This is a genomic window from Arthrobacter sp. 9AX (genome assembly GCF_902506095.1).
Taxonomy (GTDB): Bacteria; Actinomycetota; Actinomycetes; order Actinomycetales; family Micrococcaceae; genus Arthrobacter.
On record NZ_LR733293.1, the window covers coordinates 4,391,169 to 4,415,168 of the forward strand.

19 protein-coding genes and 1 rRNA gene are annotated in these 24,000 nt (G+C 66.9%); 8 read left to right on the forward strand and 12 right to left on the reverse strand.

Going from position 1 to position 24,000, the window contains the following annotated elements:
• Window positions 1-41: 41 nt before the first annotated feature.
• The 4 genes from BACI348_RS20375 to BACI348_RS20390 all read left to right on the forward strand — a co-directional run bounded on the left by BACI348_RS20375 (window position 42) and on the right by BACI348_RS20390 (window position 4,463).
• Entirely contained in the window at window positions 42-1,715 is a 1,674-nt protein-coding gene (locus tag BACI348_RS20375; RefSeq protein ID WP_159830387.1) for a glycoside hydrolase family 13 protein, read from the forward strand.
• Window positions 1,716-1,787: 72 nt separating this feature from the next.
• Window positions 1,788-2,834: an LLM class flavin-dependent oxidoreductase gene (locus tag BACI348_RS20380; protein WP_159829608.1), complete on the forward strand. Its 1,047-nt coding sequence runs from the start codon at window positions 1,788-1,790 to the stop codon at window positions 2,832-2,834.
• Window positions 2,835-2,925: 91 nt separating this feature from the next.
• Window positions 2,926-3,555: a TetR/AcrR family transcriptional regulator gene (locus BACI348_RS20385; protein WP_159829610.1), complete on the forward strand. Its 630-nt coding sequence runs from the start codon at window positions 2,926-2,928 to the stop codon at window positions 3,553-3,555.
• A gap of 320 nt (window positions 3,556-3,875) precedes the next feature.
• A complete protein-coding gene (locus tag BACI348_RS20390; protein ID WP_159829612.1) occupies window positions 3,876-4,463 on the forward strand; it encodes an HdeD family acid-resistance protein in 588 nt (195 codons plus the stop codon).
• 154 nt (window positions 4,464-4,617) lie between these two features.
• Here BACI348_RS20390 and BACI348_RS20395 read toward each other — a convergent pair whose 3' ends face one another.
• Genes BACI348_RS20395 through BACI348_RS20425 form a run of 7 tightly spaced genes read right to left on the reverse strand, consistent with a single transcriptional unit; the run spans window position 4,618 to window position 12,033 of the window.
• The gene (locus BACI348_RS20395; protein WP_159829614.1) at window positions 4,618-5,994 is read right to left on the reverse strand and encodes an NtaA/DmoA family FMN-dependent monooxygenase; all 1,377 of its coding nucleotides are present in this window, start codon (window positions 5,992-5,994) and stop codon (window positions 4,618-4,620) included.
• Between the two features lie 10 nt (window positions 5,995-6,004).
• On the reverse strand, window positions 6,005-7,108 hold the full coding sequence (locus BACI348_RS20400; RefSeq protein WP_159829616.1) for an LLM class flavin-dependent oxidoreductase: 1,104 nt from the start codon (window positions 7,106-7,108) through the stop codon (window positions 6,005-6,007).
• Window positions 7,105-7,938: a DUF1684 domain-containing protein gene (locus tag BACI348_RS20405; RefSeq protein ID WP_159829618.1), complete on the reverse strand. Its 834-nt coding sequence runs from the start codon at window positions 7,936-7,938 to the stop codon at window positions 7,105-7,107. The genes BACI348_RS20400 and BACI348_RS20405 overlap by 4 nt, the downstream gene beginning before the upstream one ends.
• Window positions 7,922-9,040: an LLM class flavin-dependent oxidoreductase gene (locus BACI348_RS20410; protein ID WP_159829620.1), complete on the reverse strand. Its 1,119-nt coding sequence runs from the start codon at window positions 9,038-9,040 to the stop codon at window positions 7,922-7,924. Before BACI348_RS20410 ends, BACI348_RS20405 begins: the two co-directional genes overlap by 17 nt.
• Window positions 9,037-10,086 (reverse strand): transporter substrate-binding domain-containing protein, encoded by a 1,050-nt coding sequence (locus tag BACI348_RS20415; protein ID WP_159829622.1) that lies wholly within the window; start codon window positions 10,084-10,086, stop codon window positions 9,037-9,039. The genes BACI348_RS20410 and BACI348_RS20415 overlap by 4 nt, the downstream gene beginning before the upstream one ends.
• A 10-nt stretch (window positions 10,087-10,096) precedes the next feature.
• Window positions 10,097-10,936, reverse strand: coding sequence for an amino acid ABC transporter ATP-binding protein (locus tag BACI348_RS20420; RefSeq protein ID WP_328700004.1), 840 nt, complete (start codon window positions 10,934-10,936; stop codon window positions 10,097-10,099).
• Window positions 10,933-12,033, reverse strand: coding sequence for an amino acid ABC transporter permease (locus BACI348_RS20425; RefSeq protein ID WP_201298472.1), 1,101 nt, complete (start codon window positions 12,031-12,033; stop codon window positions 10,933-10,935). The genes BACI348_RS20420 and BACI348_RS20425 overlap by 4 nt, the downstream gene beginning before the upstream one ends.
• A gap of 265 nt (window positions 12,034-12,298) precedes the next feature.
• Between BACI348_RS20425 and BACI348_RS20430 the strand changes: the two genes are divergently transcribed.
• The 4 genes from BACI348_RS20430 to BACI348_RS20445 all read left to right on the forward strand — a co-directional run bounded on the left by BACI348_RS20430 (window position 12,299) and on the right by BACI348_RS20445 (window position 17,740).
• A complete protein-coding gene (locus BACI348_RS20430; protein WP_159829624.1) occupies window positions 12,299-14,254 on the forward strand; it encodes an FAD/NAD(P)-binding protein in 1,956 nt (651 codons plus the stop codon).
• 156 nt (window positions 14,255-14,410) lie between these two features.
• Window positions 14,411-14,881 carry a GNAT family N-acetyltransferase gene (locus BACI348_RS20435; RefSeq protein WP_159830393.1) on the forward strand — a complete coding sequence of 157 codons (471 nt, stop codon included), beginning with the start codon at window positions 14,411-14,413 and terminating at the stop codon, window positions 14,879-14,881.
• A 48-nt stretch (window positions 14,882-14,929) separates the two neighbouring features.
• Window positions 14,930-16,678 carry a helicase HerA-like domain-containing protein gene (locus BACI348_RS20440; RefSeq protein ID WP_159829626.1) on the forward strand — a complete coding sequence of 583 codons (1,749 nt, stop codon included), beginning with the start codon at window positions 14,930-14,932 and terminating at the stop codon, window positions 16,676-16,678.
• Between the two features lie 69 nt (window positions 16,679-16,747).
• Window positions 16,748-17,740 (forward strand): hypothetical protein, encoded by a 993-nt coding sequence (locus tag BACI348_RS20445; RefSeq protein WP_201298528.1) that lies wholly within the window; start codon window positions 16,748-16,750, stop codon window positions 17,738-17,740.
• Window positions 17,741-17,784: 44 nt separating this feature from the next.
• On the opposite strand, the gene BACI348_RS20450 is transcribed toward BACI348_RS20445, so the two are convergent.
• From BACI348_RS20450 to rrf, 5 genes are all read right to left on the reverse strand, one after another.
• Entirely contained in the window at window positions 17,785-18,666 is an 882-nt protein-coding gene (locus tag BACI348_RS20450; protein ID WP_159829628.1) for a type IV toxin-antitoxin system AbiEi family antitoxin domain-containing protein, read from the reverse strand.
• A gap of 166 nt (window positions 18,667-18,832) precedes the next feature.
• A complete protein-coding gene (locus BACI348_RS20455; protein ID WP_159829630.1) occupies window positions 18,833-20,884 on the reverse strand; it encodes an NHL domain-containing thioredoxin family protein in 2,052 nt (683 codons plus the stop codon).
• On the reverse strand, window positions 20,884-23,034 hold the full coding sequence (locus BACI348_RS20460) for a bifunctional copper resistance protein CopD/cytochrome c oxidase assembly protein (RefSeq protein ID WP_159829632.1): 2,151 nt from the start codon (window positions 23,032-23,034) through the stop codon (window positions 20,884-20,886). The genes BACI348_RS20455 and BACI348_RS20460 overlap by 1 nt, the downstream gene beginning before the upstream one ends.
• Before the next feature lie 118 nt (window positions 23,035-23,152).
• Window positions 23,153-23,440, reverse strand: coding sequence for an HU family DNA-binding protein (locus BACI348_RS20465; protein ID WP_009358243.1), 288 nt, complete (start codon window positions 23,438-23,440; stop codon window positions 23,153-23,155).
• 434 nt (window positions 23,441-23,874) lie between these two features.
• Window positions 23,875-23,991 (reverse strand): 5S ribosomal RNA (rrf, locus tag BACI348_RS20470).
• Window positions 23,992-24,000 lie beyond the last annotated feature (9 nt).

Consider the following 24,000-nt stretch of genomic DNA (forward strand, 5'->3'; position numbering starts at 1 on the left):
CCTCCATCACCATCCAGGAAACCAGCGACGTGCACGTGAGCATGACCGACCCCAACTGGTGGCGGCAGGCCTCGGTCTACCAGATCTACCCCCGCAGTTTCTCCGACTCCAACGGTGACGGCATCGGTGACATCAACGGCATCACCGCCAAGGTTCCGTACCTGAAATCCCTGGGGATCGACGCCGTCTGGCTGAGCCCGTTCTACCCTTCGGCCCTCGCGGACGGCGGCTATGACGTGGACGACTACCGCAACGTGGACCCGCGGCTCGGCACACTGGAAGACTTCAGCGGCATGGCTTCCGCCCTGCACGCAGCCGGGCTCAAGCTCATTGTGGACATCGTGCCCAACCACTCCTCGGACCGGCACGAGTGGTTCAAGGAAGCACTCGCCTCGCCCAAGGGATCCCCGGCCCGCGACCGCTACATCTTCAGGGACGGGCTGGGCGAAAACGGCGAGCTGCCGCCGTCGGACTGGGACTCCGTGTTTGGCGGCCCGGCCTGGGAGCGCATCACGGAACCGGACGGAACCCCGGGCCAGTGGTACATGCACATCTTCGCCAAGGAACAGCCCGACTTCAACTGGGACAACCCCGAAGTCCGCCAGGACTTCCTGAAGACCCTGCGCTTCTGGTCCGACCTCGGAGTGGATGGCTTCCGCATCGACGTCGCCCATGCCCTGACCAAGAACCTCGAGGAATCCCTGCCCACCAAGGCAGACCTCGAAGCCCAGGGCGAGGCGCTTTACCTTGCCGGCGCACATCCCTACTGGGACCGCAACGAAGTCCATGGGATCTATGCCGAGTGGCGCAAGGTCTTCAACGAATACAACCCGCCGCGCACCGCCGTCGCCGAAGCCTGGGTGCACGCGGACCGCCGTGCCCGCTACGCCAGCCCGGAAGGGCTGGGCCAGGCCTTCAACTTCGACCTGCTGCAGGCAGACTTCGACGGCGCCCAGTTCCGGAAAATCATCACCGGGAACCTTGCTGAGGCCCAGGCCTCCGGCGCTTCCTCCACGTGGGTGTTCTCCAACCACGACGTCGTCCGGCACGCCACCCGCTACGGGCTTCCCGTGGCCGGGCCGTCGGCCGGGGGCGAGATCATGTCCGGCCAGGCCGGCAAGCAGTGGCTGCTCGCCGGCGGCAAGCAGGAAGATATCGACGTCGAACTCGGCCTGCGCCGCGCCCGCGCCGCATCCTTGCTGATGTTCGCCCTTCCCGGCTCCGCGTACCTGTACCAGGGCGAAGAACTGGGCCTGCAGGAAGTCGGCAGCGAGATCCCGGATTCAGAACGCCAGGACCCCGCCTTCTTCCGCAACAAAGGCGTGGAAATCGGCCGCGACGGCTGCCGCGTCCCGTTGCCCTGGACAGCCTCGGGCAACTCGTTCGGTTTCGGGACCGCCGACGCCCACCTGCCGCAGCCGAAATGGTTTGCCGGCCATTCTGTGGAAGCGCAGGAATCGCAGGAGGACTCAACCCTGTCCCTCTACCGCGGCGCGCTGGCCTTGCGGTCGCAGCTGCAGACCTCCGAAACGGTGGAATGGCTGGAAACCGGCCGGACCGACGTCGTAGCTTTCCGGCGCCCCAACGGCTGGACCTCGGTCACGAACTTCGGTAGCGAAGCCTTCGAGTTGCCCGCCGGCGAGGTCCTGGTCTCAAGCTCACCGCTTGAGGCAGATACCCTGCCCGGAGCGACAACCGCCTGGCTCCAGGCGTAGCAGCAGCGGCCATGGTGCCATGCCCGGGCGCATATTCTGGGAGGGAGCCGCACCCGATCCTGAAGGAGTCCCATGCCTGAGCCCACCCGTCCCTTGCGCAAGCTCGGATTCCTTACCATCGGGCTGTTCGATCCAGCGGATCCGGCCCCGGGCCATGAATCCACGTTGCGGATCATCGAACTGGGCGAGCGGCTTGGATTCGACAGCGCCTGGCTGCGCCACCGCCATCTTCAGTTCGGCATCTCCTCGCCCATCGCGGTGATGGCCGCCGCGAGCCAGCGCACCTCCCGGATTGAGCTTGGAACGGCCGTCACCCCGGTGGGCTGGGAGAACCCGTTGCGCCTGGCCGAGGACCTGGCCACGGTGGATCTCCTCGCCGGGGGACGGATCAATCCGGGGCTGAGCGTGGGCGAACCGATGCACTACGACACTGTGAAGCACGAGCTGTACCCGGACTCCTCAGGGCAGGAGGACTTCAGCTACGCCCGCGTGGAACGGCTTGCCCGCCTCATCGCAGGGGAACCGGTCCGGGAGTTCTCCGGCAAGCAGGGAGTGGTTGAGGAATTCTCCAACCGGGTGGAGCCGCACTCCCCCGGCCTGCGGGACCGTCTTTGGTATGGGGCGGGCAGCACGAAGTCCGCTGCCTGGGCCGGGGCCAACGGGTTCAACCTGCTCTCCAGCAGCGTCGTCTTCCCCGACCAGGACCAGGAACCGGACTTCGCCGAGGTTCAGCAGTCCCAGATCCGCGCTTTCCGTGCGGCCGCCACAACATCAGGCCAGCAGGGACCGGCGCGGGTATCGCAGGGCCTGGTGGTGATCCCCACCGATTCGGCGTCCCCGGGCCAGCGGGCGAAGTACCGGCGGTACGTCGATGAACGCATGCCCCGCACCCGGGCGCCGCAGGGGCCAAAGGGCATGCTGTTCGCCCAGGACCTGATCGGCACCAGCGATGAGATCGCCGGGCAGTTGTACGCCCATGCCGGATTCCGGGAAGTCGACGAGGTGGCGTTCGCGCTGCCCTTCAGCTTTGACCATGAGGATTACGTCCAGATCCTGACCGACATCGCCGCCAAGCTGGGGCCCGCCCTGGGATGGGCTCCGGCCGAGGGCACGCAATAAGCCGCAGGCCGGGCACCCACCAGTCGGCGGGTTCCGTCATGCACCGTGACCTGAAAGTGCACCGCCCCGGGTTAGGCAATAGTCTGGCCGGATGGGGACAAGCACCGTGAACAGTGGCGAACAGGTCGACAGGCAGTCGCGAATTCTCGACGCCGCGATGGATCTGCTGTCCCGGCACGGAATTTCAGGGGTGAGCATGCGGGCCGTGGCCCGCGAAGCCGGCGTCGCGCTGGGCCTGGTGAACTACTACTACGACGACAAAGCCACCCTGATCCGCGCTGCCCTGCGCCGCGTGGACGAGCACGATCTCCTGCTCGTTGCGCCGGATCCGTCGCTGGCTCCGGACGAGCAACTGCGCATGGCCTTGCGGCGGGTTGCCGGCGCTGATCTGCTCACCACCCGCTACCTGTCCCTGCGCCTGCACCTGTGGGCCCTCGCCCAGGCCGACGAGGACTACGCGCAGATCAACGCCGCCGCCTTCGACCGGTACATCGATGGAGTCGCGGCACTAATTTCGAACGCCCGGCCCGGAATGCCATGGGAGGAATGCCGGGCGCGGGCCTCCGACATTGTGGTCATCCAGAACGGCATGTGGCTGACGTCCCTCCTTGGTGTGGACAAAGAGGCCATTAGGCGAAGCATCAGCCGGACGGAAGAGATCGCTTTCGCCCCGCTGCGGGGCCGGAACAGCGATAGCCACGGCGCGCTCCAGGAGCACTGAACAACACCCCGTCAGTCGGGCCGGACGTGGGTGCTGCGCCGACGGCGGCACCCGGCTGCCGCCGTCGGCCCTTCTTTGGTGCGGCAGACCAGTACACGGGTCCGACCGGGATCTCCAGGGACCTAAGACCCTATTGTTCCTCCGCCTGAGGTCAAGACTGGAGATGAGAGAGCACGGCCCCTTGCGACTGGCCGGCGCAGTTCGTCAGGCTGCCGCGCGCGTCCCTGGCCGGGGCGCGGCGGGAAGGCCCCGGCCCCCGCCATCCACACTGGCAAGCATTGCCAGATTCACAAGAAACGCAGCATACCGCGAGGTGAATTATGTCCTTCATTGGGGAACAGAAAATATTCGAGGGAACGGGAACTGCACTGTTCGTCCGCGGCGCCCTCGCCATCCTCTTCGCAATCCTCGTGATCCTCTGGCCGGGCGCCACCGTCCTGGCCCTGGTGTTCCTCTTCGGCTTCTATGCGGGGGTGGATGGAATCACGAACATCGTCCATTATTTCTCCGACCGTCCCCGGCGGTCGGCTTGGGCACTCGTTGGCGGCATCGCTTCGGTTCTTGCTGGAATCGTGGCCTTTGTGTGGCCGGGCATCACCGCGCTATGGCTTGCCATGGTGATAGGCGCATGGGCACTGGTTCTGGGCGTGACGCAGATCGGGCTCTCCTTCCAGGTGAAGAAGGTGTTGACCTCCTGGTGGATGTGGTTGGCCATCGGAATTGTCAACGCACTGTTCGGGCTCTACGTCCTGATCCTCCCGGGCGCCGGCATCCTGAGCCTGCTTGGCCTGCTGGCGGCGTTCGCTTTCCTGACCGGCATTCTGCTGCTGGCGGCCGGATTCCAACTCCGCGGCTTCGGCGCTGCGTCGGCGTCCGGGCATCACGGGCCAACACCCTCGATGCCTTAAATCCGCTGCTCCCACACCGCCAGCTGCAACCTCACAGACTCCAAGGAAGGCTCGACGGCGGCACTCACTTCAGTGCCGCCGTCGAACACTCCAACAAAGCCGCGGCCCACGCTCAGGAAGCACCGCCGCAGCCATCCGCCGGGGCGGAACGCGCTCATGACGCCCGGACCGCCCCGGCAGTTTCATCGGCGGAACGCACCGGCGTGCCAAGCCCAAGGTTCTCGCGCAGCGTGCTGCCCGCGTACTCGGTGGGGTACACACCGCGTTCCTGCAGCTCCGGCACCAGGTGGTTCACGATGTCGTCCAGGCCGGTGGGAATCAGCCAGGGTGAGATGTTGAACCCGTCCACGGCACCCACGCGGGCGTACTCCGCCAACCGGTCCGCCACGGCTGTGTAGGAGCCGGTGAAGGTGGCGTCGACGCGCGCCGTCTTCGAGGAGACGAACTGGCGGATGGAGAGGCCCTTGTCCTTGGCCTCCGCACGCCACTGGTCCGCCAGCTGGCGGGCCTTGGCGCCGTGGAAGCCGCTGCCGCGGGTCTCCGAGGTCTCCTCCACCACCGGATCGATCTCCGGCAGCGGCCCGTCCGGATCGTACCCGGACAGCTCGCGGCCCCAGAACTGCTCCAGATATGCCACCGCCTGCTGCGGGCCGATCTGCAGGCTGCGCACCCACTCCTTCTTCTCCAACGCCTCCCCAGCGGTAGGCGCCAGGATGAACTCGCTCGCAGGCATGATCTGCACCGCGTTGGCCCCGCGGCCGGCGGCCAGCGAACGCTCCACGAGGTCCTTGCGGAACTCCACGGCGTCGTCGAACTTCGGGTGCGCCGAGAAGATGACGTCCGCATGCCGGGCGGCAAAGCTTCGGCCTTCCGGGGAGTCGCCGGCCTGGAACAGCACCGGCCGGTACTGGGCGCTGCGCGGCAGGCGCGGCGTCACGTCCACCGTGTAGTGCTGGCCCTCGTGGAGCACGCGGCGGGCGGGACCGGCCGGCGTTTCCCAGGAGTCCCAGATCCGCTTGGCCGTTTCCACGAACGCTTCCGCGTGCTTGTAGCGGTCGGCGTGGTCCAGGTAACCGCCGCGGCGGAAGTTCGCACCCGTCCAGGCGTTGTCCGTGGTCACGATGTTCCACGCTGCACGGCCGCCGGAAATCAGGTCCAGCGACGCGAGCCGGTGCGCCAGGTCCGCGGGGTCGTTGTACGTGGTGTTCTGGGTGGCCACCAGCCCGATGTTTTTGGTCACCGACGCCAGCGCCGCGAGCATGGTCTGCGCATCCGGCCGGCCCACCACGTCCAGCCCATGCGGACGGCCCAGGTGTTCACGGAGGCGGAGCCCTTCGCCCAGGAAGAAGGCGGCGAACAGCCCGCGCTCGGCGGTCTGCGCGATGCGGCGGAACGATTCGAAGTCAGTCTGCGAGCCGGATTCGGCAGCCTTCCAGATGGTGCCGGAGTTCACGCCCTGGAAGAAGATACCGAACTGGATCTTGCCCGACGGCTCGAAGACCCCGGAGTTAGCACGGTTGTGCTGTGTCATGGTTTTCCCCTTATTTTCCGGCGCCGGCGGCGGCGGATGCGTAGCGGCTGGCCGGGCGCGTCAGGCCCAGCAGGTCACGGAAGGTGCCGTCCTGCACCGGCGGCCGAAGCGCGCCCCTGCGCCGAAGCTCCGGCAGCACCAGCCGGGAAAGCTCGTCCAGCTCCAACGCGAGCGACGCCGGGTGGAGGCGCACGCCGTCCGCCTCCTGCAGGAGCGCCTCAAGGAGCTCGGTGAGACCGTCTGCAGAACCGGCGTATTGCGCACGGCCGCCGGCGGACCCGGCCCCATCAAAACCGGCCGGACGCCCGGCCGCAGCCTGTCCGCGGGAGTCCAGAACGACGCCGAGCTCGGCAATCACCGCCACGGACCCACCAACCCGGGCGCGCACATCGCGTACCTCGGCGGCGAGCAGTTCCGGCGTCGGAGCGGACACCAGCACCGCGTCCACAGCATCGGCCGGAAGCTGCCCCTCCCCCACCAGTGACGCGGCGGCAAGCACGGGCAACTGGCCCTGCAGTGGCCTCGGAATAATGGACGGGCCCTTCACGGAGTAACCGGGACCGGCAAAACCGGCGGGCGTTTCGAAGTCGGCCGCCGTATCAAAATCGATGTAGTGCAGCTTGTCCACGTCGATGTAACGGCCGGTGGCTACGTCGCGGATCACGGCGTCGTCCTCCCAGGAGTCCCATAGCCTGCGGGACACCTCAACGGACGCAGCGGCCTCCTGGCCCAGGGCGGTGCCGGAAACAAAGGAACGTCCCACGGCGGCAGCCGCCTCGGGTGATTCAGCTGCGGTGACGATCCACCCGGCACGGCCGCCGGACACATAGTCCAGGCTGGCGAGCTGGGTGGAGACGTGAAACGGCTCGGTGTAGACCGTGTCCACTTCGGGGATCAGGGCGATGGTGCGCGTCACCGGCCCGGCGAACGCTGCACGCTGCAGCGCGTTGGCCCGGCCGGGGACAGGCTCGTCGGTGAAGGTGGCTGCGTGGAATCCGGCGGATTCAGCCGCGAGGACCGCCTCGCCGAGGCTCGCGAAGTCCCCGCCGTCCCAGCCGGCGCCGTCGACCTCGATGGCAAGGAATCCCTGGCGGGATGGTTCTGTAGTGCTCACTGCTGGTCCTGACGTTCGTAGGGAATCTTTTCGCCGGCTTCGATGGCTACCGGCAGCCGGTTTTCCGCCGGCGGCAGCGGGCAGGTGGCAAGGTCCGTGTAGGCGCACGGCAGGTTCACGGCCCGGTTGAAGTCCAGCTCCACGGACCCGTCGGCGGCCGGCACCACGGACAGCGAGCGGTTGGCCGCATACGTGGTTTTACCGGAGGTCCGGTCCGTGAACAGCACCGACAGCGAGCCGGGGGCGTAACCGTTGAACGCGGTCAGCGCCAGTTCCTGGCCGGCGAGCTTGAAGCGGATTTCACCCGGTGCCTCGTAGACGTGCTGGATGCCCTCGACGGCGGCACCCACCGTGGTGGGCCGTGGCGCCTCGAACGGCACAAAGGTCCCACGGACGGCGTAGGCCGCATCCGGCGAGTAGGCCGGTGTGCCCTGGTACTCACGCAGCAGCCGGTTATCCGGATTCCTGGGCCGCACAATGTACTCGCCGCCGCGTTTGGCCACCTCGATGACCGTATCGCCGGACACCAGGTTGATGCCGCCGCGCTCCTCAATCGGCCCGAATTCCAGCGTGGTCCGGGTGGCGGTGTTCAGCTCCTTGCCGTCCTGCTGCAGGCTTTCGCCCGGTTCCAGGACTACACGGACGACGTCGGCCTCCGCGCTCCAGGTGCCCGGGGCGCCTTCCAGCCGCGCGGCTTCGATCCCCAGCCAATGCAGGTGGGTCACCGCCAGGAAGCCGTGCGGGTGCGCCCGGTGGCGTTCATGGGCGGCGTGCCATTCCTGCCAGTCGGCTTCGAAGGCTTCGAGTGCGGTGTCAGTGGACGTAGGCATGTTCACTCCTGCTGTTGGCGTGCGCGGATTCGGGGCGGTTGCCGCAAGGGTCTTCGGCTTCCCAGAGCGTGGTGGGTGCCGCTTCCCGGACAGCCGGGATGACTTCCAGGGCAAAGCGCTCCAGGATGTCCAGCTGCTGTTCGAACGGCAGGGTGGTGGGTAACGAGATGGACTGCAGGTCGTGGCGGTACAGCGAGTGGTAGCTCAGGATCTTGTCGATGACTTGTTCCGCGCTTCCCACCAGCGCTGGTCCCTCAGCCACGGCGTGCTGGATGTCCCGGAAGGGCGAATTGTTGCCCGGCACGTTGCGGTTCTTCGTCAGGGCCTCATAAACCGGGCCGAACTGGCGGATGGCCTCCTGCGTGGTGCCGGCGATGAACACGCCGCCCGCTCCGCTGCCGGAGCCGAGGTACCGGTGGCGGGGATCGTGGCCGTGCCGCTCGTACTCCTCCCGGTAGTGCTCAATGAGGACTGCGTAGTTTTCCCGCGGCTGGATGGCGTTGGCCGTGAAAAGCGGATCGCCCCACTTGGCGGCCAGCGCAGCGGACGTCAGGGTTGTAGCAGAGCCGTGCCAAATCCTCAGCGGTCCGTCAAAGGGCCGGGGCGTGGTGGTGGTCGGTTCGGTCAGCGCAGCCCGGAACCGGCCGGACCAGGTAACCGCCTCCTCCCGCCAGAGCCTGCGGAGCAGTTCGTACTTTTCCGCAAGCAGCTCCCACTGGTCCGCCAGGTCCAGTCCGAACAGCGGGTATTGCACCACCTCGTTGCCCTTGCCGATCACCAGCTCCAGCCGGCCGCGGCTTAGCTGGTCGATGGTTGCGTAGTCCTCGGCCACGCGCACCGGGTCCAGGACGGACAGCACCGTGACACCGCTTTGCAGCCGGATCCGGTCCGTGACCGCTGCGATCGCCGCCAGCACCGTGGTGGGGGAGGAGGAAATGAACTCTCCCGCGTGCCGCTCCCCCACCGAGAAGCTGTCGAACCCCAGTTCTTCGGCCCGGCGGGCGGTCTCCACCACCTGGTTCAGCCGGTCCGCCGTCGAGACAATCTCCCCGGTCACCGGGTTCTTCAGGTGCGGGATGATGTCCAGGACCTGGAACTTCATGAGGTCTTCCCTGACGGTGCGGGGGTAGCCTGAGCCGCCGCGAAGGTTTCCTCGGTGATGTTCTTCGACTCCGGCAGCGCCTCCTCGGACAGGCCCCAACGCTCCAGGACCTTGGCGTAGGAGCCGTCGTCGATCGCGGAGTTGAGCGCTTCGGTGATCACCGGGGCCAGGCCGTTGCCCCGCAGGGTGGTGGCGGCCACGAGCGTTTCGGACGGCCAGCCAGCGTTAACCTTGCCCACTACCTTCAGGTCATCGCGGGTGTTTTCCCGGTACACGGTGGACGGGTAGGGTGCGATGTTCAGGTCAGTGCGGCCGGAGGACAGCGCCAAAATGGTGTCGGCGTCGGAGGAGTAGTACTGCAGGGTGGCCGGCGCCTTGCCTTTGCCTTCGAGCTCCTTGTTCCAAGCCAGCAGGATCTTTTCCTGGTTGGTTCCGGACCCTACGGAGACTTTCAGGCCGGAGATATCGTCCGCGCCCTTGATGTCGTAGCTGGCCGATTTCTTGGCCTCGAAGCCCATAAAGGCGGCGCGGTAGCTGGCGAAGTCGAACAGCTTCACCCGGTCCTTGTTGACGCCCACGTTGGAGAACACAGCCTCAAAATCGCCGGACTGGGTCTTCAGCGGCCAGTTCTCCCAGGAGGTCACCTGGACGTCCAGCTCAAGGCCCAGCTTGTCCGCCACCAGCTGCGCGATGTCCAGCTCGGAGCCGATGGGCGTCTTGTCGTCCGTGGCGTGGAAGGACAGCGGGATGGAACCGGCTGTGGTGGCGACGGTCAGCTTGCCGTCCTTGCCGATCAGCCCGGGAACCTTGGCGGCGAGCGCCGCATCCTTCCCTGCGCGGATGCGCTGCTGGTCCGGCGAGGTGTTGTAGACGACGCCGTTGCGTGCCGCCGTCGTCTGCGCCCCTCCGCCGGAGGTACCGGCAGCTGTTGCGCCGGGATCAGCGCAGGCTGACAGCCCGGCTGCGGACAGAAGGACGACGGCGGGCAGCGCCGCGAGGGTGCGCACGCGGCGTGCGCGGGAGGAAAGGCCGGTGGAAAGTGCCATGGTGGATCCTTTAGATGTTGAAAGCCGGCTCGAGCACTTTGGAGAAGAAGCTCCGGGTGCGCGGTTCCTGCGGGTTGGTGAAAATCTCTTGCGGGCTGCCCTGTTCCACGATCTGCCCCTGGTCCATGAACACCACGGTGTCCGCCACGTCGCGTGCGAAGCCCATCTCGTGGGTGACGATGATCAGCGTGGTGCCGGATTTTGCGAGTTCGCGGATGACGTCCAGCACTTCGTTGACCAGCTCCGGGTCCAGGGCGGAGGTGGGCTCGTCGAACAGCAGGATTTTGGGGTCCAGCGCCAGGGCCCGGGCGATGGCCACCCGCTGCTGCTGGCCGCCGGAGAGCTGGCGCGGGTACGCATCGGCCCGGTCCCTGAGGCCCACCCGGTCCAGGAGTTCCAGGCCGCGGCGCCGGGCCTCGTCCTTGGAGCGGCCCTGTGCCACCACGGGGGCTTCGGCCACGTTTTCCAGGGCGGTGAGGTGCGGGAACAGGTTGAAGTTCTGGAACACCATGCCAATCCCGGTGCGCTGCTTCAGGATGTCCTTCTCGCGCAGCTCGTGCAGCCGCTCGCCGCGGACCTCGTAGCCCACCAGCTTGCCGTCAATGGAAATGAAGCCGCCGTCCACCTTTTCGAGGTGGTTGATGGTGCGCAGCAGAGTGGACTTGCCAGAACCGGAGGGGCCCACGATCACGGCGACCCCGCCCGGCTCCACGGTGAGGCTGACGCCCTTGAGGACCTCGGTGGCGCCGAATGATTTCCGGACTTTGGTGATTTCCACCAGGCCGCGGGTAGCCGGTGCGGTGCCGGGTGCGGTGGCCGGGGCTTCGGCAGTAGGGGTTGCGGTGCTCATCGGGCGTTCCTTGCGTTGTTGACCACGGCGTGGGTGGCGAAGAATTTGCGGGCCTTCTGCAGGGGCGTCAGCGGCAGGTTACGCACCGCGCCCTTGGAGTAGTGCCGTTCGATGTAGTACTGGAAGACGCTGAGCACAGAGGTGATCACCACGTACCAGAGGGTGGCCACGAGCAGCAGCGGCAGGACCTGCTGCGTGCGGTTGTAGATGACCTGCACGGTGTAGAAGAGCTCGGAGTAGGCCAGGACATACACAATGGACGTGCCCTTCACCAGGCCGATGATCTCGTTGAACGCGGTGGGCAGGATGGCGCGCATGGCCTGCGGCAGGACGATCCGGGTGGAGCGGCGCCAAGCCGGGATGCCCAGTGCGGCTGCAGCTTCCAGCTGGCCCTGGTCCACCGAAAGGATGCCGCCGCGGATGATTTCGGCGGAGTAGGCTGCCTGGTTCAGGGTCAGGCCCAGCACGGCTGCCGCGAACTGGCTGATGAGGGTGGTGGTCTGGACTTCGAAGAACCGGACGTCGGTGAACGGGATGCCCAGGGAGATCTTTTCGTACAGGTAGCCCAGGTTGTACCAGAGCAGCATCTGGACCAGCAGCGGCGTGGACCGGAAGATCCAGGAGAACGTCCAGGAGACCGAGACCAGCAGCGGCGAGGCGGACAGCCGCATCAGCGCCAGGATGAAGCCCAGCACAAAACCGAGGATCCCTGAGATGGCGGTCAGCTTCAGCGTCTCCACCAGCCCGGTGACAACGGACTGGGCGGTGAACCACTGCGCCACCACACCCCACTCCCACCGGGGGTTGGTGGCCAGCGACCAGGCGATGCCGAGGACACCCAGGGCCACCACCGCGGTTCCCACCCAGCGCCAAGGGTGCTTTGCGGCCACCACGCGATAGTCCGAGTAGTCCGTGGCCACCCGGGCGCTTCGGCCTTCCGGCGGGACCCCGCCTGCCGCGGAGGGTGTGGTTTCCGTGTTAACGGCGTCCGCAGTCACGGCCCCCGCAGTTCCGCCCGTGGCGGCGTCCGGTGCCGCGCCGGCAGCTGACTGTGCTGACGTTGTTGACTGCGCCGCGGTAGTTGCTGCTGAACTCATGCGCCACCTCGCTTCTCTTGGTTTGGGCCGGGACTGTTTGACCCGGGTGCTGGCTGCAAATCTAGGACCGGCCGGAAGAGGGCAGCAAGGCGGCAAGTTGCATAACTTCACCGGAGTTCGCACAACGTCATGAGTCGGTTTTTTGCGCCTGTTGACGGGATGTGACGCGGAGTTAACGGCCGTGACCTGGCACTCGACCGCCGTCGGAATCGCTGCCTAGCATGGGCACCTCAGCCGCCCCCTACCGCCGCTACCAGGAGCACCCATGCCAGCGAACATCCCGGCCGTCGTTTTCGTCGGCGGCGGACCCCGCACGGCCGGAGTGCTGGAGCGGCTTGCGGCCAACCGTGCGGAGCTGTTTGACGGGCCGCTGGAAATCCACGTTGTTGAGCCGCACGTTCCGGGCTCGGGCCGCATCTGGCGCTACGACCAGCACCCGGGCCTCCTGCTCAATTCAATGGCAGCGGACATCACCATGTTTACCGACTCTTCCGTGGCCTGCGAGGGCCCGGCCGGCCAAGGACCCAACCTGGCCGAGTGGGCGGCGGGGGTCCTGGACGGCTCGATCACCGATGTGCCGGACTTCCCCCGCAGCCTGCGTGAACAGCTCCGCTCGCTCACAGGCGTGTCCTTCCCCACCCGGCAGATGCAGAGCCAGTACCTCGAGTGGTTCTTCCGGCGGGCAGCCCGGTCGCTGGGCCGAAACGTCACGGTCCACCGGACCACCGCCGTGGCCATCGAGCAGGTTGTCGGGCCCGCAGCAGGACCGCCCGCCTACCTCGTGGAGCTGGCCAACGGCCGGACGCTGCGGGCCGACATCGTTGTCACTGCCCTGGGGCACACAGACTCCCGTCCTGACGCCGCCTCTGCGGCCTGGGCCGACTTTGCCGGGCGCCACGGCGGCTACCACGCGGCCCCCAGCTACACCACCGACGTCGACTACTCACCCCTTGGCCCCGGCGAGGACGTCATTGTTGCCGGCATGGGCCTGGCCTTCGTTGACCTCCTGGTCCTGCTGATGGAGGGCCGCGGGGGGCGGTTCGTTGAAACGCACGACGGCGGGCTCCGCTACCTTCCGTCGGGCCGGGAACCAAGGCTGTGGGCTGGTTCCCGCCGGGGGGTGCCGTACCACTCGAAGATTTCAACGGCCCTGCGGGGCGAGGCGCCGGGGCCCCTGCGGTTCTTTACCGCGGCCGCGGTAAATGCCCTGCCGGTGCAGTATGGCGAACTGGATTTCCGCCGGGACCTGTGGCCCCTGATCGCCAAGGAGGCCGGGTACGGCTATTACCGCGAGCTGCTGACGGGAAGCCCCGACCGCGCCGCCATGGGCTGGGACGAATTCTCTGCCCGGTACGCGGACCTCGCCTGGTACAGCGCCGCCCGGGAGGCCCTGGTAGCCGCGGCCGTTCCGGATGCTGGCCTCCACCTCGACCTTGAGCGGCTGGACCGGCCCTTCACCGGGCGCAGCTTAGCGGGCCACCAGGAGGTGCAGGAGGCGCTGGTTGCGTACATCGAGCACGATCTTGCCCTCCGGGACAGTCCCGACCACCCCGAAACCCAGGCCCTTTTCCTTGCCCTGCTCCACGTCTACATGGAGGTGGGCCGGGTGGTCCCGCCGGAGCGCCTCAACGCCAGGTCCCAGCAGACCGTCCATGGCTGGTGGCACGGGTTCTTCAGTTTTGTGGACTCCGGACCACCGCCGCACCGCCTGCGCCAGATGCTGGCGCTGCACCGCGCCGGGCTGCTGCACTTCCTCGGTCCGGACCTTGAGGTGGCCGCCGATGAGTCCACCGGGCTGTTCCACGCCGGCTCACCGCGGTCAGGAACCTCGGTGGCGGCCAGGGCCCTGATCGAAGCCAGGCTGCCCACGACCACCGTGGCGCGGTCGCTGAACCCGCTGCTCGAGTCGCTGCACAAGACCGGGCTGGGCACCGAACAGCAATTGCTGACCGCTGACGGGATCCATTCCACGGGCAAGCTGCTGATCTCGGCGGGGCACCAGCTCGTGAACGCCGAAGGGGAGCCGCAGGCCGGCCTGTTCGGCGTCGGTCCGGGCACGTCGGGCTGGGGCGCGGGGGCGTTTGCCCGGCCCGGCACCAACGCCGCGCCGTTCCGCGAGAACGATGCCCTCGCCCGGAGCGTCCTCACCCTCGCCCGTGGCCACCACGCAGAACATTCCTCCACCCTGTCCACTGAACCAGCCGCCGTCGGAAAGAATTGAACCGTGACCGCAGAACCTGACACCAGGTGCCAGCCGCTGGGTACCGGGCATCAGTCCCCCGATGCCGGGCACCAGCCCCTCGACGCTGCCCGCCCGCCACTTGGCACCGGACCCCGGCCGTTGGACCCCGCCGCGCTGACGGTCCTCAGTCTTCCCATGCACGATCCCCGGGTCCGTCCGCTGCTGGACGAGCTCGCCGTCGAATACGACACCCGTTATGGCGACATGTTTGGCCGCGAGGGAGCGGCGGAGGAACTGAACCGCTACCCTGCCGAAGAGTTCGCGGGACCCGGCGGGGCGCTGCTGGTGATCCAGGAGAACGGCGGATCCATCGCCGGCGGAGCGTTCCGCCGTTATGACGAGCACACCGCCGAGTTGAAGCGGATCTGGACGCATTCGGCCCACCGCCGCCGCGGCCTCGCCAGGCTGGTGCTGGCCGAGCTGGAAGCCTTGGCGGTGCGCCGCGGGTACAGCCGGCTCTACCTCACCACAGGACCGCGCCAGCCCGAAGCCAAGTACCTTTACCTGACCACCGGCTACCAACCGCAGTTCGACCTGGACGCCGACCCGGAGACCATCAAGTTCCTCGCCTTCACCAAGGAACTTTCCGGACACCCGCAGAACTGACGGTGTTCCCGCCCGCACGTGGCGCGGAGCCGCGGCTAAGCTAACCGCATGGCCAACAAAACCACAGCAGAGAAGCTCGCCACCATCCAGAAGGGATACACGCTGGAGGGGGCCGCCATCGAACTGGGCGCCGCCATTGTGGACGGCGAACTCCACAAGGAGGCACAGGTCCGCCTGCCGCTGTCCATGATGAACCGGCATGGCCTGGTGGCAGGTGCCACCGGCACCGGCAAGACCGTGACGCTGCACATGATGGCCGAACAGCTGTCCACCGCCGGTGTCCCCGTCTTCCTCGCGGACATCAAGGGCGACCTGTCCGGGCTGGCCACGGCGGCCGCCGGAAATGACAAACTCAAGGCCCGCACCGACAGCATCGGACAGGCCTGGCAGGCCAGGACCTACCCTGTGGAGTTCCTGGCCCTGGGCGGTGACGGCAACGGCGTCCCGGTCCGGGCCACGGTGTCCTCCTTCGGGCCCATCCTGCTCTCGCGCATCATGGAGCTCAACGACACCCAGGAATCCAGCCTGCAGCTGGTGTTCTACTTTGCGGACAAAAACGGCCTGGAACTGATCGACCTGAAGGATCTCAGGGCCGTCATCCAGTTCCTCACGTCGGCTGAGGGCAAGGACCAGCTGGAAGAGCTTGGCGGGCTGTCCAAGGCCACCGCAGGCGTGATCCTGCGCGAACTGGTGAATCTTGAAGCCCAGGGGCTGGAAAAATTCTTTGGCGAACCTGAGTTCGATACTGCCGAGCTGCTGCGAACCGCCCCGGATGGCCGCGGTGTGATCACCTGCCTGGAACTGCCCACCCTGCAGACCAAGCCCATGCTGTTCTCCACGTTCCTGATGTGGCTCCTCGCCGACCTCTTCGAGGACCTGCCCGAGGCCGGCGACCTGGACAAGCCGAAGCTGGTGTTCTTCCTCGACGAGGCCCACCTCCTGTTCAACGGCGCCTCCAAAGCGTTCCTGGATGCAATCACCACCACGGTCCGGCTCATCCGGTCCAAGGGCGTGGGAATCTTTTTTGTCACCCAGACCCCCAAGGATGTCCCGGCTGATGTCCTGGGCCAGCTGGCCAATCGGGTGCAGCATGCCCTGCGCGCGTTCACGCCGGAGGATGCCAAGGCACTCAAGGCTACGGTCTCCACCTTCCCGGTGAGTGACTACGACCTCGAAGAGACGCTCACTTCCGCGGGCATCGGCGAGGCCGTTATTACCGTCATGAACGAGAAGGGCGCTCCCACCCCCGTGGCACTGACCCGCCTGCGTGCCCCCGAATCCGTGATGGGGCCCAGCGAAGAGGAACTGGTGCGCAGCACTGTGGCGGGTTCTGACCTGCTGGGCAAGTACGGCACGTCCGTGGACAACCCCTCGGCGTACGAAAAGCTCACCGGGAAGGCGGCGGCCCCCACCGGGCCGGCCGCCTCCGGGCAGCCTGCGGTTCCCTCGGGCGGCGGCGTTTCCGGCGGTGGTGTTTCCGGTTACAGCACGGGCGGCAGTCTGGACGTGGACGCCGAGGCCCGGCGCATCGAAGAGGAGATCCTCGGCCGGCCCAGCAGCAGGCCCGCCCCTTCCACCGGGACCAGCACGCCCCGCACGCGGGAAGAAGCACCGCAGGCCCGGCAGCAACCGGCACCGCAAGGCGCCGGCGGCGGGATGATGGGCGACCTGGGCGGTGTCCTCGGCGGGGCGCTCGGCGGCGGGTTGAAGAGCATGGCGAGGTCCATCGGAACCCAGCTGGGACGCGAGCTGCTGCGGGGTGTTTTCGGCACGTCGTCCCGGCGCCGCCGCCGCTGACGGGTATCGCCGCCCGCTGGCTCAACTGCCGTCGTCGGGCGGTTGGCAGGTAACGTATTGAACGTGCAGATGAGTCAAGCGTTGGTGAGGATAGCGGCCGGATGGCTGCTGGGCCTCATGCTTGCCGTGGCCGCTGCGATCGTTGCGGTGAACCTGGTGAACAACACGGTGGCGAGCCCGCAGCAGCCGGTGCGTGAGTATTTGGATGCGCTGCAGAGCGGCGACGGCGGCAAGGCGCTGGGGCTCCTGCGGGCCACGGTGCCGCCCAGCAACGCCGCCATGCTGGACGGCACCGCGCTGCAGACGGCCGCGTCCCGGTTGGCGAGCGTCAGCATCGGCGAGGCCGAGGAACGGCCGGGCGGCCAGGTGATGGTCCCCATGGAATACACCATCGACGGCAGCCGGCTCCGCACGGAGTTCCAGCTGCAGAAGACCGGGACCGAGTGGCTCTTCTTCAACACCTGGGCATTTGTCCCGTCCCGGCTGCCCACCGTTGACATCTCGGTGGTCAATTCCCACGAGGCCACCATCAACGGTGTGGACGTCAACATGCCCTCCGGCCGGAACTCCTTCGCGGTGTTCTACCCGGGCGAGTACGAGGCCACCGTCACCGGAGAGTACTTCTCTGCCCCTGTCACCCGGGCCACCGTTACCGCCCGCGACGTCCCGGTGGCGCCGCTCAACCTGCTGACCCAGGCCACGGACAACCTGAAAAAGGACGTGGCGGCGAAGGTCAAGGAATTCCTGGACGGCTGCGCTGCCCAGGCGGTCAAGGACCAGAAGCTCCAGCCCGACTGCCCTTTCTACTACGCCAGCAACAACCGCGTCCAGGACGGCACTATCAAGTGGTCCGTCACGGAGTACCCCAACGTCTCCATCGAACCGTTCGACGGCCGCTGGGTGGTGGCCCCGCTGGATGGCAAGGCCAAGGTGGTGGCCCTCCAGCAGAACCTGTTCACGGGTGCCTGGTACCCGCTGGATGAAGAGGTGGACTTCAGCTTCACCACCCGGCTGGACGTCTCCGGCGACACTATCAAGGTAACCCCGGTCCTGAGCTTCTAGGCCTCCTCCCGGACTGGCCCACTTTTGGATACCTGCCGACAGGTTTACCAGCCACGCCGGAGCCAATTGTGCTGATAACTGGGCTGGTTTGTTTGAGGCCACCGCAACGAACCCCATCTAAGAACCTCGCGGACCTGCGTCAGGACGGATTCCGGCGCGTGAACAACGTCGTCGTAGAAGAACCTAAGCACGGGTAGGCCCTGCAGAATCGCCGAGTTGTCTCTGCGCCGGTCCTTCTTGAACTGCCTTGCTTCGAGGTGGAAGGCGAGCCCGTCTATCTCCACGATCAGGAATCCCTCCAACAGGAAGTCCACGCGCCCGATGCCGTCGATCCACACTTGGGTCTCGGTAAGTATGCCGGCTTCCCGAAACAGCACTCTTGCCAGGGTCTCGAGAAGCGAGTCTGCGCCACACTCGATTTTGGACACCACGTTCCGCGCCTGGCCGCACCTGCTTCCGTGGAGGTGGCGGAGAAGATATGTCGGATCGATGTCTCCGCGGTTGCAGGCACTCTCCACCATCACCAGGGATTCGAGTTCCGGCAGGCACAGCAGTGCGTGAAGCAGGACATCGGGAAGTGCTGCCAGAGTCCGATGCCGGGCTGGCTGTGTCAGGGCAACACGGTGGCTGACACACCGGGCTGCACTCCGGCCGTTGCTTTGCCAGTAGTGGGGCCGCCCAGGTGATCGAAGCTGCCACAGTCCGTATGCCGGGGCGGCAGATACGCAGGTAAGGAGACCTCGGGCGCGTCCCGCGGCCACCAGCTCCGCGTCGGCGTCGGGGACGGCCAGGAGTCCTCGCTCCAGCCGAAGCACCTGGCCGCGCCGGACTGCAAGCCGAAGGTCCGCGTCAGTGGCACCTGCGGCCAGCACATCCCTCCGCAGCAGTACTCCACCAGCTGACCTGAGGATCTCCGTTGGGTCCATCAGGCAACAATTACTGATGACCCGGCCTGCCGGCAGCCTTATGCAGGGCTATGTGGACAAGGTGAGCCCAACTTGGCCCAGTTTTGGGGTGGGATCAGCAAAGAAGTGGCCCGGTTTCCTCCTCCAAACGTGGAAACTCGGGCCACTTTGCATCGACGGCGGCGGGTCAGTCCATGCCGCGGAGGTCCAGTACCAGCTCGGTATCGCCGTCGGCCTGCAGCAGCACCGGGATGCCCCAGTCCTGCTGGTAGAGGTGGCAGGCAGCGTGGTCCGGGATGTCGCCGTCCTCGGTTTCCGGGCCGTCACAGGCCGCTGCCCGCGCAGTGATGTGCAGGACGCCTTCGGGAACCTCCGTGGAAAGCTCGAGCGTGCGGAGCAGCCCCACCGAGGTGCCGCCGCCGGACACCAGCAGCTCAGGAGGCGTGGACGAGATCTTCAGCTGGGTGGGATCGCCCCAGCGGTCATCCAGCTTCTGTCCGGTAGGGGCTGTGAAGCGGACCGTGAGCTCCAGCGGGCCAGGGGCAACCGGGCTCTTGGGCCGGTGCGTCTGGGACGCGCCCTCATCCACCTGCTGGGCTTCCTTGGGAATGGGCACGTACACGAGCTGGTGCTGGTTCGCCTCCACCACCACCAGGAGCGGTTCCGAACCGGCGGACTGGGTGTGGTCCACGATCACGTCCGAAGGTTCGAGCAGGCCGCGCGCCAGCGTGGAGACCGTGCCGTTGGACGGATCGTAGCGGCGGACGGCACCGTTATAGGTGTCGGCGATGGCCACGGAGCCGTCCGGCAGGACCGTCACGCCCAAGGGGTGCTGGAGCCGGGCGTCCGCGGCGGCGCCGTCCCGGAAGCCGAAGTCGAACAGGCCCTTGCCGACGGCGGATTCCACCGTAACAGCCCCGTCATCGTCAACTACGAGCTTGCGGAGCGCCGACGTCTCGGAGTCAGCAACCCAGATGTTCCCCTCCGCGTCCTCGGCAACGCCTGACGGCTGGGCGAACCAGGCTTCGTGCGCGGCGCCGTTCAGCAGGCCTTCGAGTCCGTTGCCCGCAACGATCGCAACAGCACCCGATACGGGATCGAAACTGAAGATCTGGTGCGTCCCGGCCATGGCCACCACTACGGCGTTGAGCTTGCGGGACCAGACCAGGTCCCAGGGCGAGCTCAGGGACACCTCGAGGGGGTGCCCGCCCAGCAGTCCGGTGAAGCCGACGGCGTCCTCGTCAACGCGGGCAGGACCGGTTTCCAGCAGCCGCTGAACGCCGTTGCCGGCCACGGTGAGGGCCTTGCCGTCCGTGAGCGAGAGGCCGCGGAGGCGGTGGTTGACCGAGTCGGCAATGACGACGTCGTAGCCAACCTTGGCAGCCACGTCTTCAGGCAGCAGGACCAGGCCCTGGGGCTCGTTGAACTGGGCCGTGGCAGTATCACCGGCCGAGGGGCCATCGGAATAGCCCCTGACACCGGAACCATAGGTGGCCAGGACGGTCTTGAAGTCGGTAGCCAGTTCCACCAGGCGGTGGTGCCCGGTGTCGGTGACCAGCCACGAACCATGCGTTGCTGCGCCGTTGGAGGTCGGGCCCGAGGCCGAACCGGACGCCGCGGCACCTGCCGCCGTGCCGCCGTCGGACGTTTCCTGCACCTCAGCCGAACCGCGGCCAGCGGGCAGGAAGAGCGCCTTGCCGGGGAAACGCAGGGTGCCGGAGCTGGGCTCGGGGGCAACGTAGGGCCCGGAGCCGCGGTGCAGTGTGCCCTTGGCTTCGTGCTCTGCGATGAGCTCGGGGATCAGGACCGCGAGGCCGTCCGCGTGGCCTTCGCCGGAGAGGTGCGCCACGATGTAGCCCTCGGGGTCGATGACCACCAGGGTAGGCCAGGCGCGGGCGGTATAGGCCTTCCAGGTCTCCAGTTCCGGGTCGTCCAGGACGGGGTGGTGGATCTCGTAGCGTTCCACTGCGGCGGCGAGGGCCACCGGGTCCGCCTCGTGCTCGAACTTGGGCGAATGGACGCCCACGGTGACCAGGACGTCGGAGTACTGCTCCTCAAGCGGCCGCAGTTCGTCCAGGACGTGCAGGCAGTTGATGCAGCAGAATGTCCAGAAGTCCAGCAGCACGATCTTGCCGCGGAGGGCTTCGAGGTCCAGTGACCTCCCACCGGTGTTCAACCAGTTGCGGCCCACCAGTTCGGAGGCTCGGACCCGGGCGTGGGTGCGTACGGTTTCGCTCATCAGCGTCCTTCCAGCTTGTTTCGTTCGGCCAGCCTGGCGTCGCGTTCGGCCAATTTGGCAAACATATCGTTGTAAGCGGTGAGATCGGCGTCGTTATTCCTGTCCGCCGCGCGGTCCACGCGTTTGGTCTCCCGCTGGTCCGAGCGCGACCACATGATGGCCACGCCGATGGCCACCAGCAGGGTGGGCACCTCACCGATTCCCCACGCCACGGCGCCGCCTGTCTGCTGGTCCAGCAGCGCGGACTGCCCCCAGGCCCGGCCCAGGTTTCCGAAGTAGTCGGCGGCAAGGAGGTTGGTCCCGCCCATGATGGCCACGCCGAAGAAGGCATGGAAGCCCATGGTGGCCAGGAGGAGCAGCAGCCGCATCGGGTACGGTGCGCGGCGCGGCAGCGGGTCCGTGCCGATCATGCTCAGGATGAAAATATATCCGGTGAGCAGGAAGTGCAGGATCATCAACTCATGCCCCACGTGCTCGCGCATGGCGTATCCGAACAGGTCCGAGTAGTAGAACAGGACGATCGAGCCGGCGAAGTTGGCGGCGGCGAAGATCGGATGCGTGACCAGCTGCGAGAACTTGGAGTGCACAAAAACCAGAAGCCACTCGCGCGGGCCGCGTGAGCCGTCCCCGCGCGGAGGCAGTGCCCTGAGTGCCAGGGTCACCGGCGCCCCGAGGACCAGGAAGATGGGCGCCACCATGGTCAGCGCCATGTGGTCCACCATGTGCGCGGAGAACAGCACGCGGCCATAGACCGACGGCGGCCCGGACGTGATGTAGGTGAGCACCAGCAGGCCAATCACCCAGTTCACAGACCGGAACCACTGCCACTTGTCACCCCGGCGGAAGACCTTCACGACGCCGAGGAAGTAGGAGACGAGCCCGAACAGCGCCACCGCAATCCAGAGCCAGTCCAGTCGCCACTCGGTCAGCCAGCGGGCGGGGGTCAGCTCCGGGGGAAGCTCGTAGCCGCTGAGGATAAAAGCCGGTGAAGCGTCGGGGGCGAAGGTGGTGGGCTGGGGCGGCGCAGAGCGGCCCAGGGCCACAGCGATCCCGGACGTGGCCCCCATGATCAGGAGTTCAGCCAGGACCAGCTGCCAGAGGACGCGCCGCGAGGACATGGTGGAGCCCGTGGCCCCCAGTTGCGGGATCACCCACTGCCGGTGCATAAAGCCGATCCCGCCGAGCACCAGGGTGGCGGCGGATTTGGCCAGGATCAGCTGGCCGTAGGGGGAGCCCAGGAGGTCGGACCAGCTGGTGATCCGGATGCTTGCGTTGATGATGCCGGAGGCGAAGACCAGCACGAACGCGAACCCGGCCAGTGCGGAGAACCTGCGGAGCGTTGCTTCCGTGATGTCCGTTGACGAGCCGGCCTTGGGTCCGGTGAGGATCCCGGAGAGGAGCGCCAGGATGATGATGCCGCCCACCCAGGTGCTGACACCCACCAGGTGCAGGCCCAGGGAGTTGATGGCTCCCTCGTGGTCCGAGGAACTGGAGGAGTGGCCGATCAGGGCTGTCGGCACCAGTCCGATCAGGGCCAGGAGCAAGGTTAGTGCCAGCCCGCCCAGGGACCTGACGCCGAACAGGGCGGTTGTCACCACTGCGGCAATGATGGTGACGGCAAGCCAGGCCCGGCCGGTCTCGATGTCAGTCATGAAGTAGACCAGCGCCTGCGTGAACTGCGCGTCGCCGGAGACACCCTGCCCTGCAACGTCAGAGTAGGTGAGCACCAGGACGGCGATGGCCGACAAGGTCCACGCGGCGCCCGCCGCAGCAGCTACGGCCAGGGCGCGGGTGAAGGCCGGGTGTTCCGCATCTTCCGCGCTGTCCTGGCCCCTGGTGCGGCGGGTCAGGCTCTTGGGAAGGATGCCTACGGCGAAGATGAGGCCGCCGATGACGGTGGCCACGGAGACGTTGTGGATGGCTTTGCTGAAAGGCAGGCCCCAACGGACGAGCGCGCCGGGATCCGAGACTTCACGGGCAGCTGCCGCTCCGGAGAAGAGGAGAGCCGCCACCAGGCCGAGGAAGAGTGCACCCAGACCGGCGAGCTGCCATGCGTTCGAGACGCCCAGGGTACCGCTGCCCTGCCCCGGCGCTCCCTTGCCGGGAGTTGGCGGGGTGGTTGTGGATTGGGGTTTTGCGGCTGAAGGCACCTATCCATTGTCCGTCACCGCCGCCCGGGCCGCGAATCGGCTTAAAAGCATAAGGGGCGGCAACCGTCTGGTCGCCGCCCCTTGTCCACACCGGGTTTGATCCCGGAGGGAAGAAGCTCTACTTCTTGTTGGAGACAGCAGCCTTCAGCTTGGAGCCGGCGGTCAGCTTGACGCTGTGGCCTGCTGCGATCTGGATGGTCTCACCCGTCTGCGGGTTGCGGCCGGTGCGTGCTGCACGGTCGGTGCGCTCGACGGCGAGCCAGCCCGGGATGGTGATCTTCTCGCCCGCGGCGACAGAAGTCTCGAAAACCTCGAACAGTGCGTCGAGGACGGAGTTGACGGCTGCCTGGCTGGTGCCGGCCTTGCCCGCTACCTCTGCAACAAGTTCACTACGGTTCTTAGCCATTTATGTCCTCCTGGACGGTCATGATTCTGGAGCCTGCACGCGGCATGCGCACAAGCCACTGTTCGAAAACTTACCAGCTTGGGCCGTTCAGGTCCGCAAATTCCGCGTGTTTCCGCGACTTTTTGAGGTTAATCACCCGATTTTCGGGGATTTGGAGCCTGCGTGAGGGCTACGTGGCGCCTACGGTGACCCCGCTTTGGCGACGCCCGCCCACTTGGTGCCGCATTGCCGGCGACGTGGGCGGTCGACGGCGGTGCTGCCGCGGCATGGGTGGCCGCGCTGGCGGATCTACCGCCAAGCGGGTGGATCGCCCCAGAGTGGGTGCGGGTCCTGCCGCAGGCGGCCGGCGGCGCCCGCTTGTTTCGGGCATTAGTGGTGTGGTTGTTAAATGTGGGAGGCCCCAACCTGGTGGTTGGGGCCTCGACCTAATGGTTGTCCGGCGGTGACCTACTCTCCCACACCCTCCCGGGTGCAGTACCATCGGCGCTGTGGGTCTTAGCTTCCGGGTTCGGAATGGGACCGGGCGTTTCCCCCACGCTATGACCGCCGTAACCCTTTTA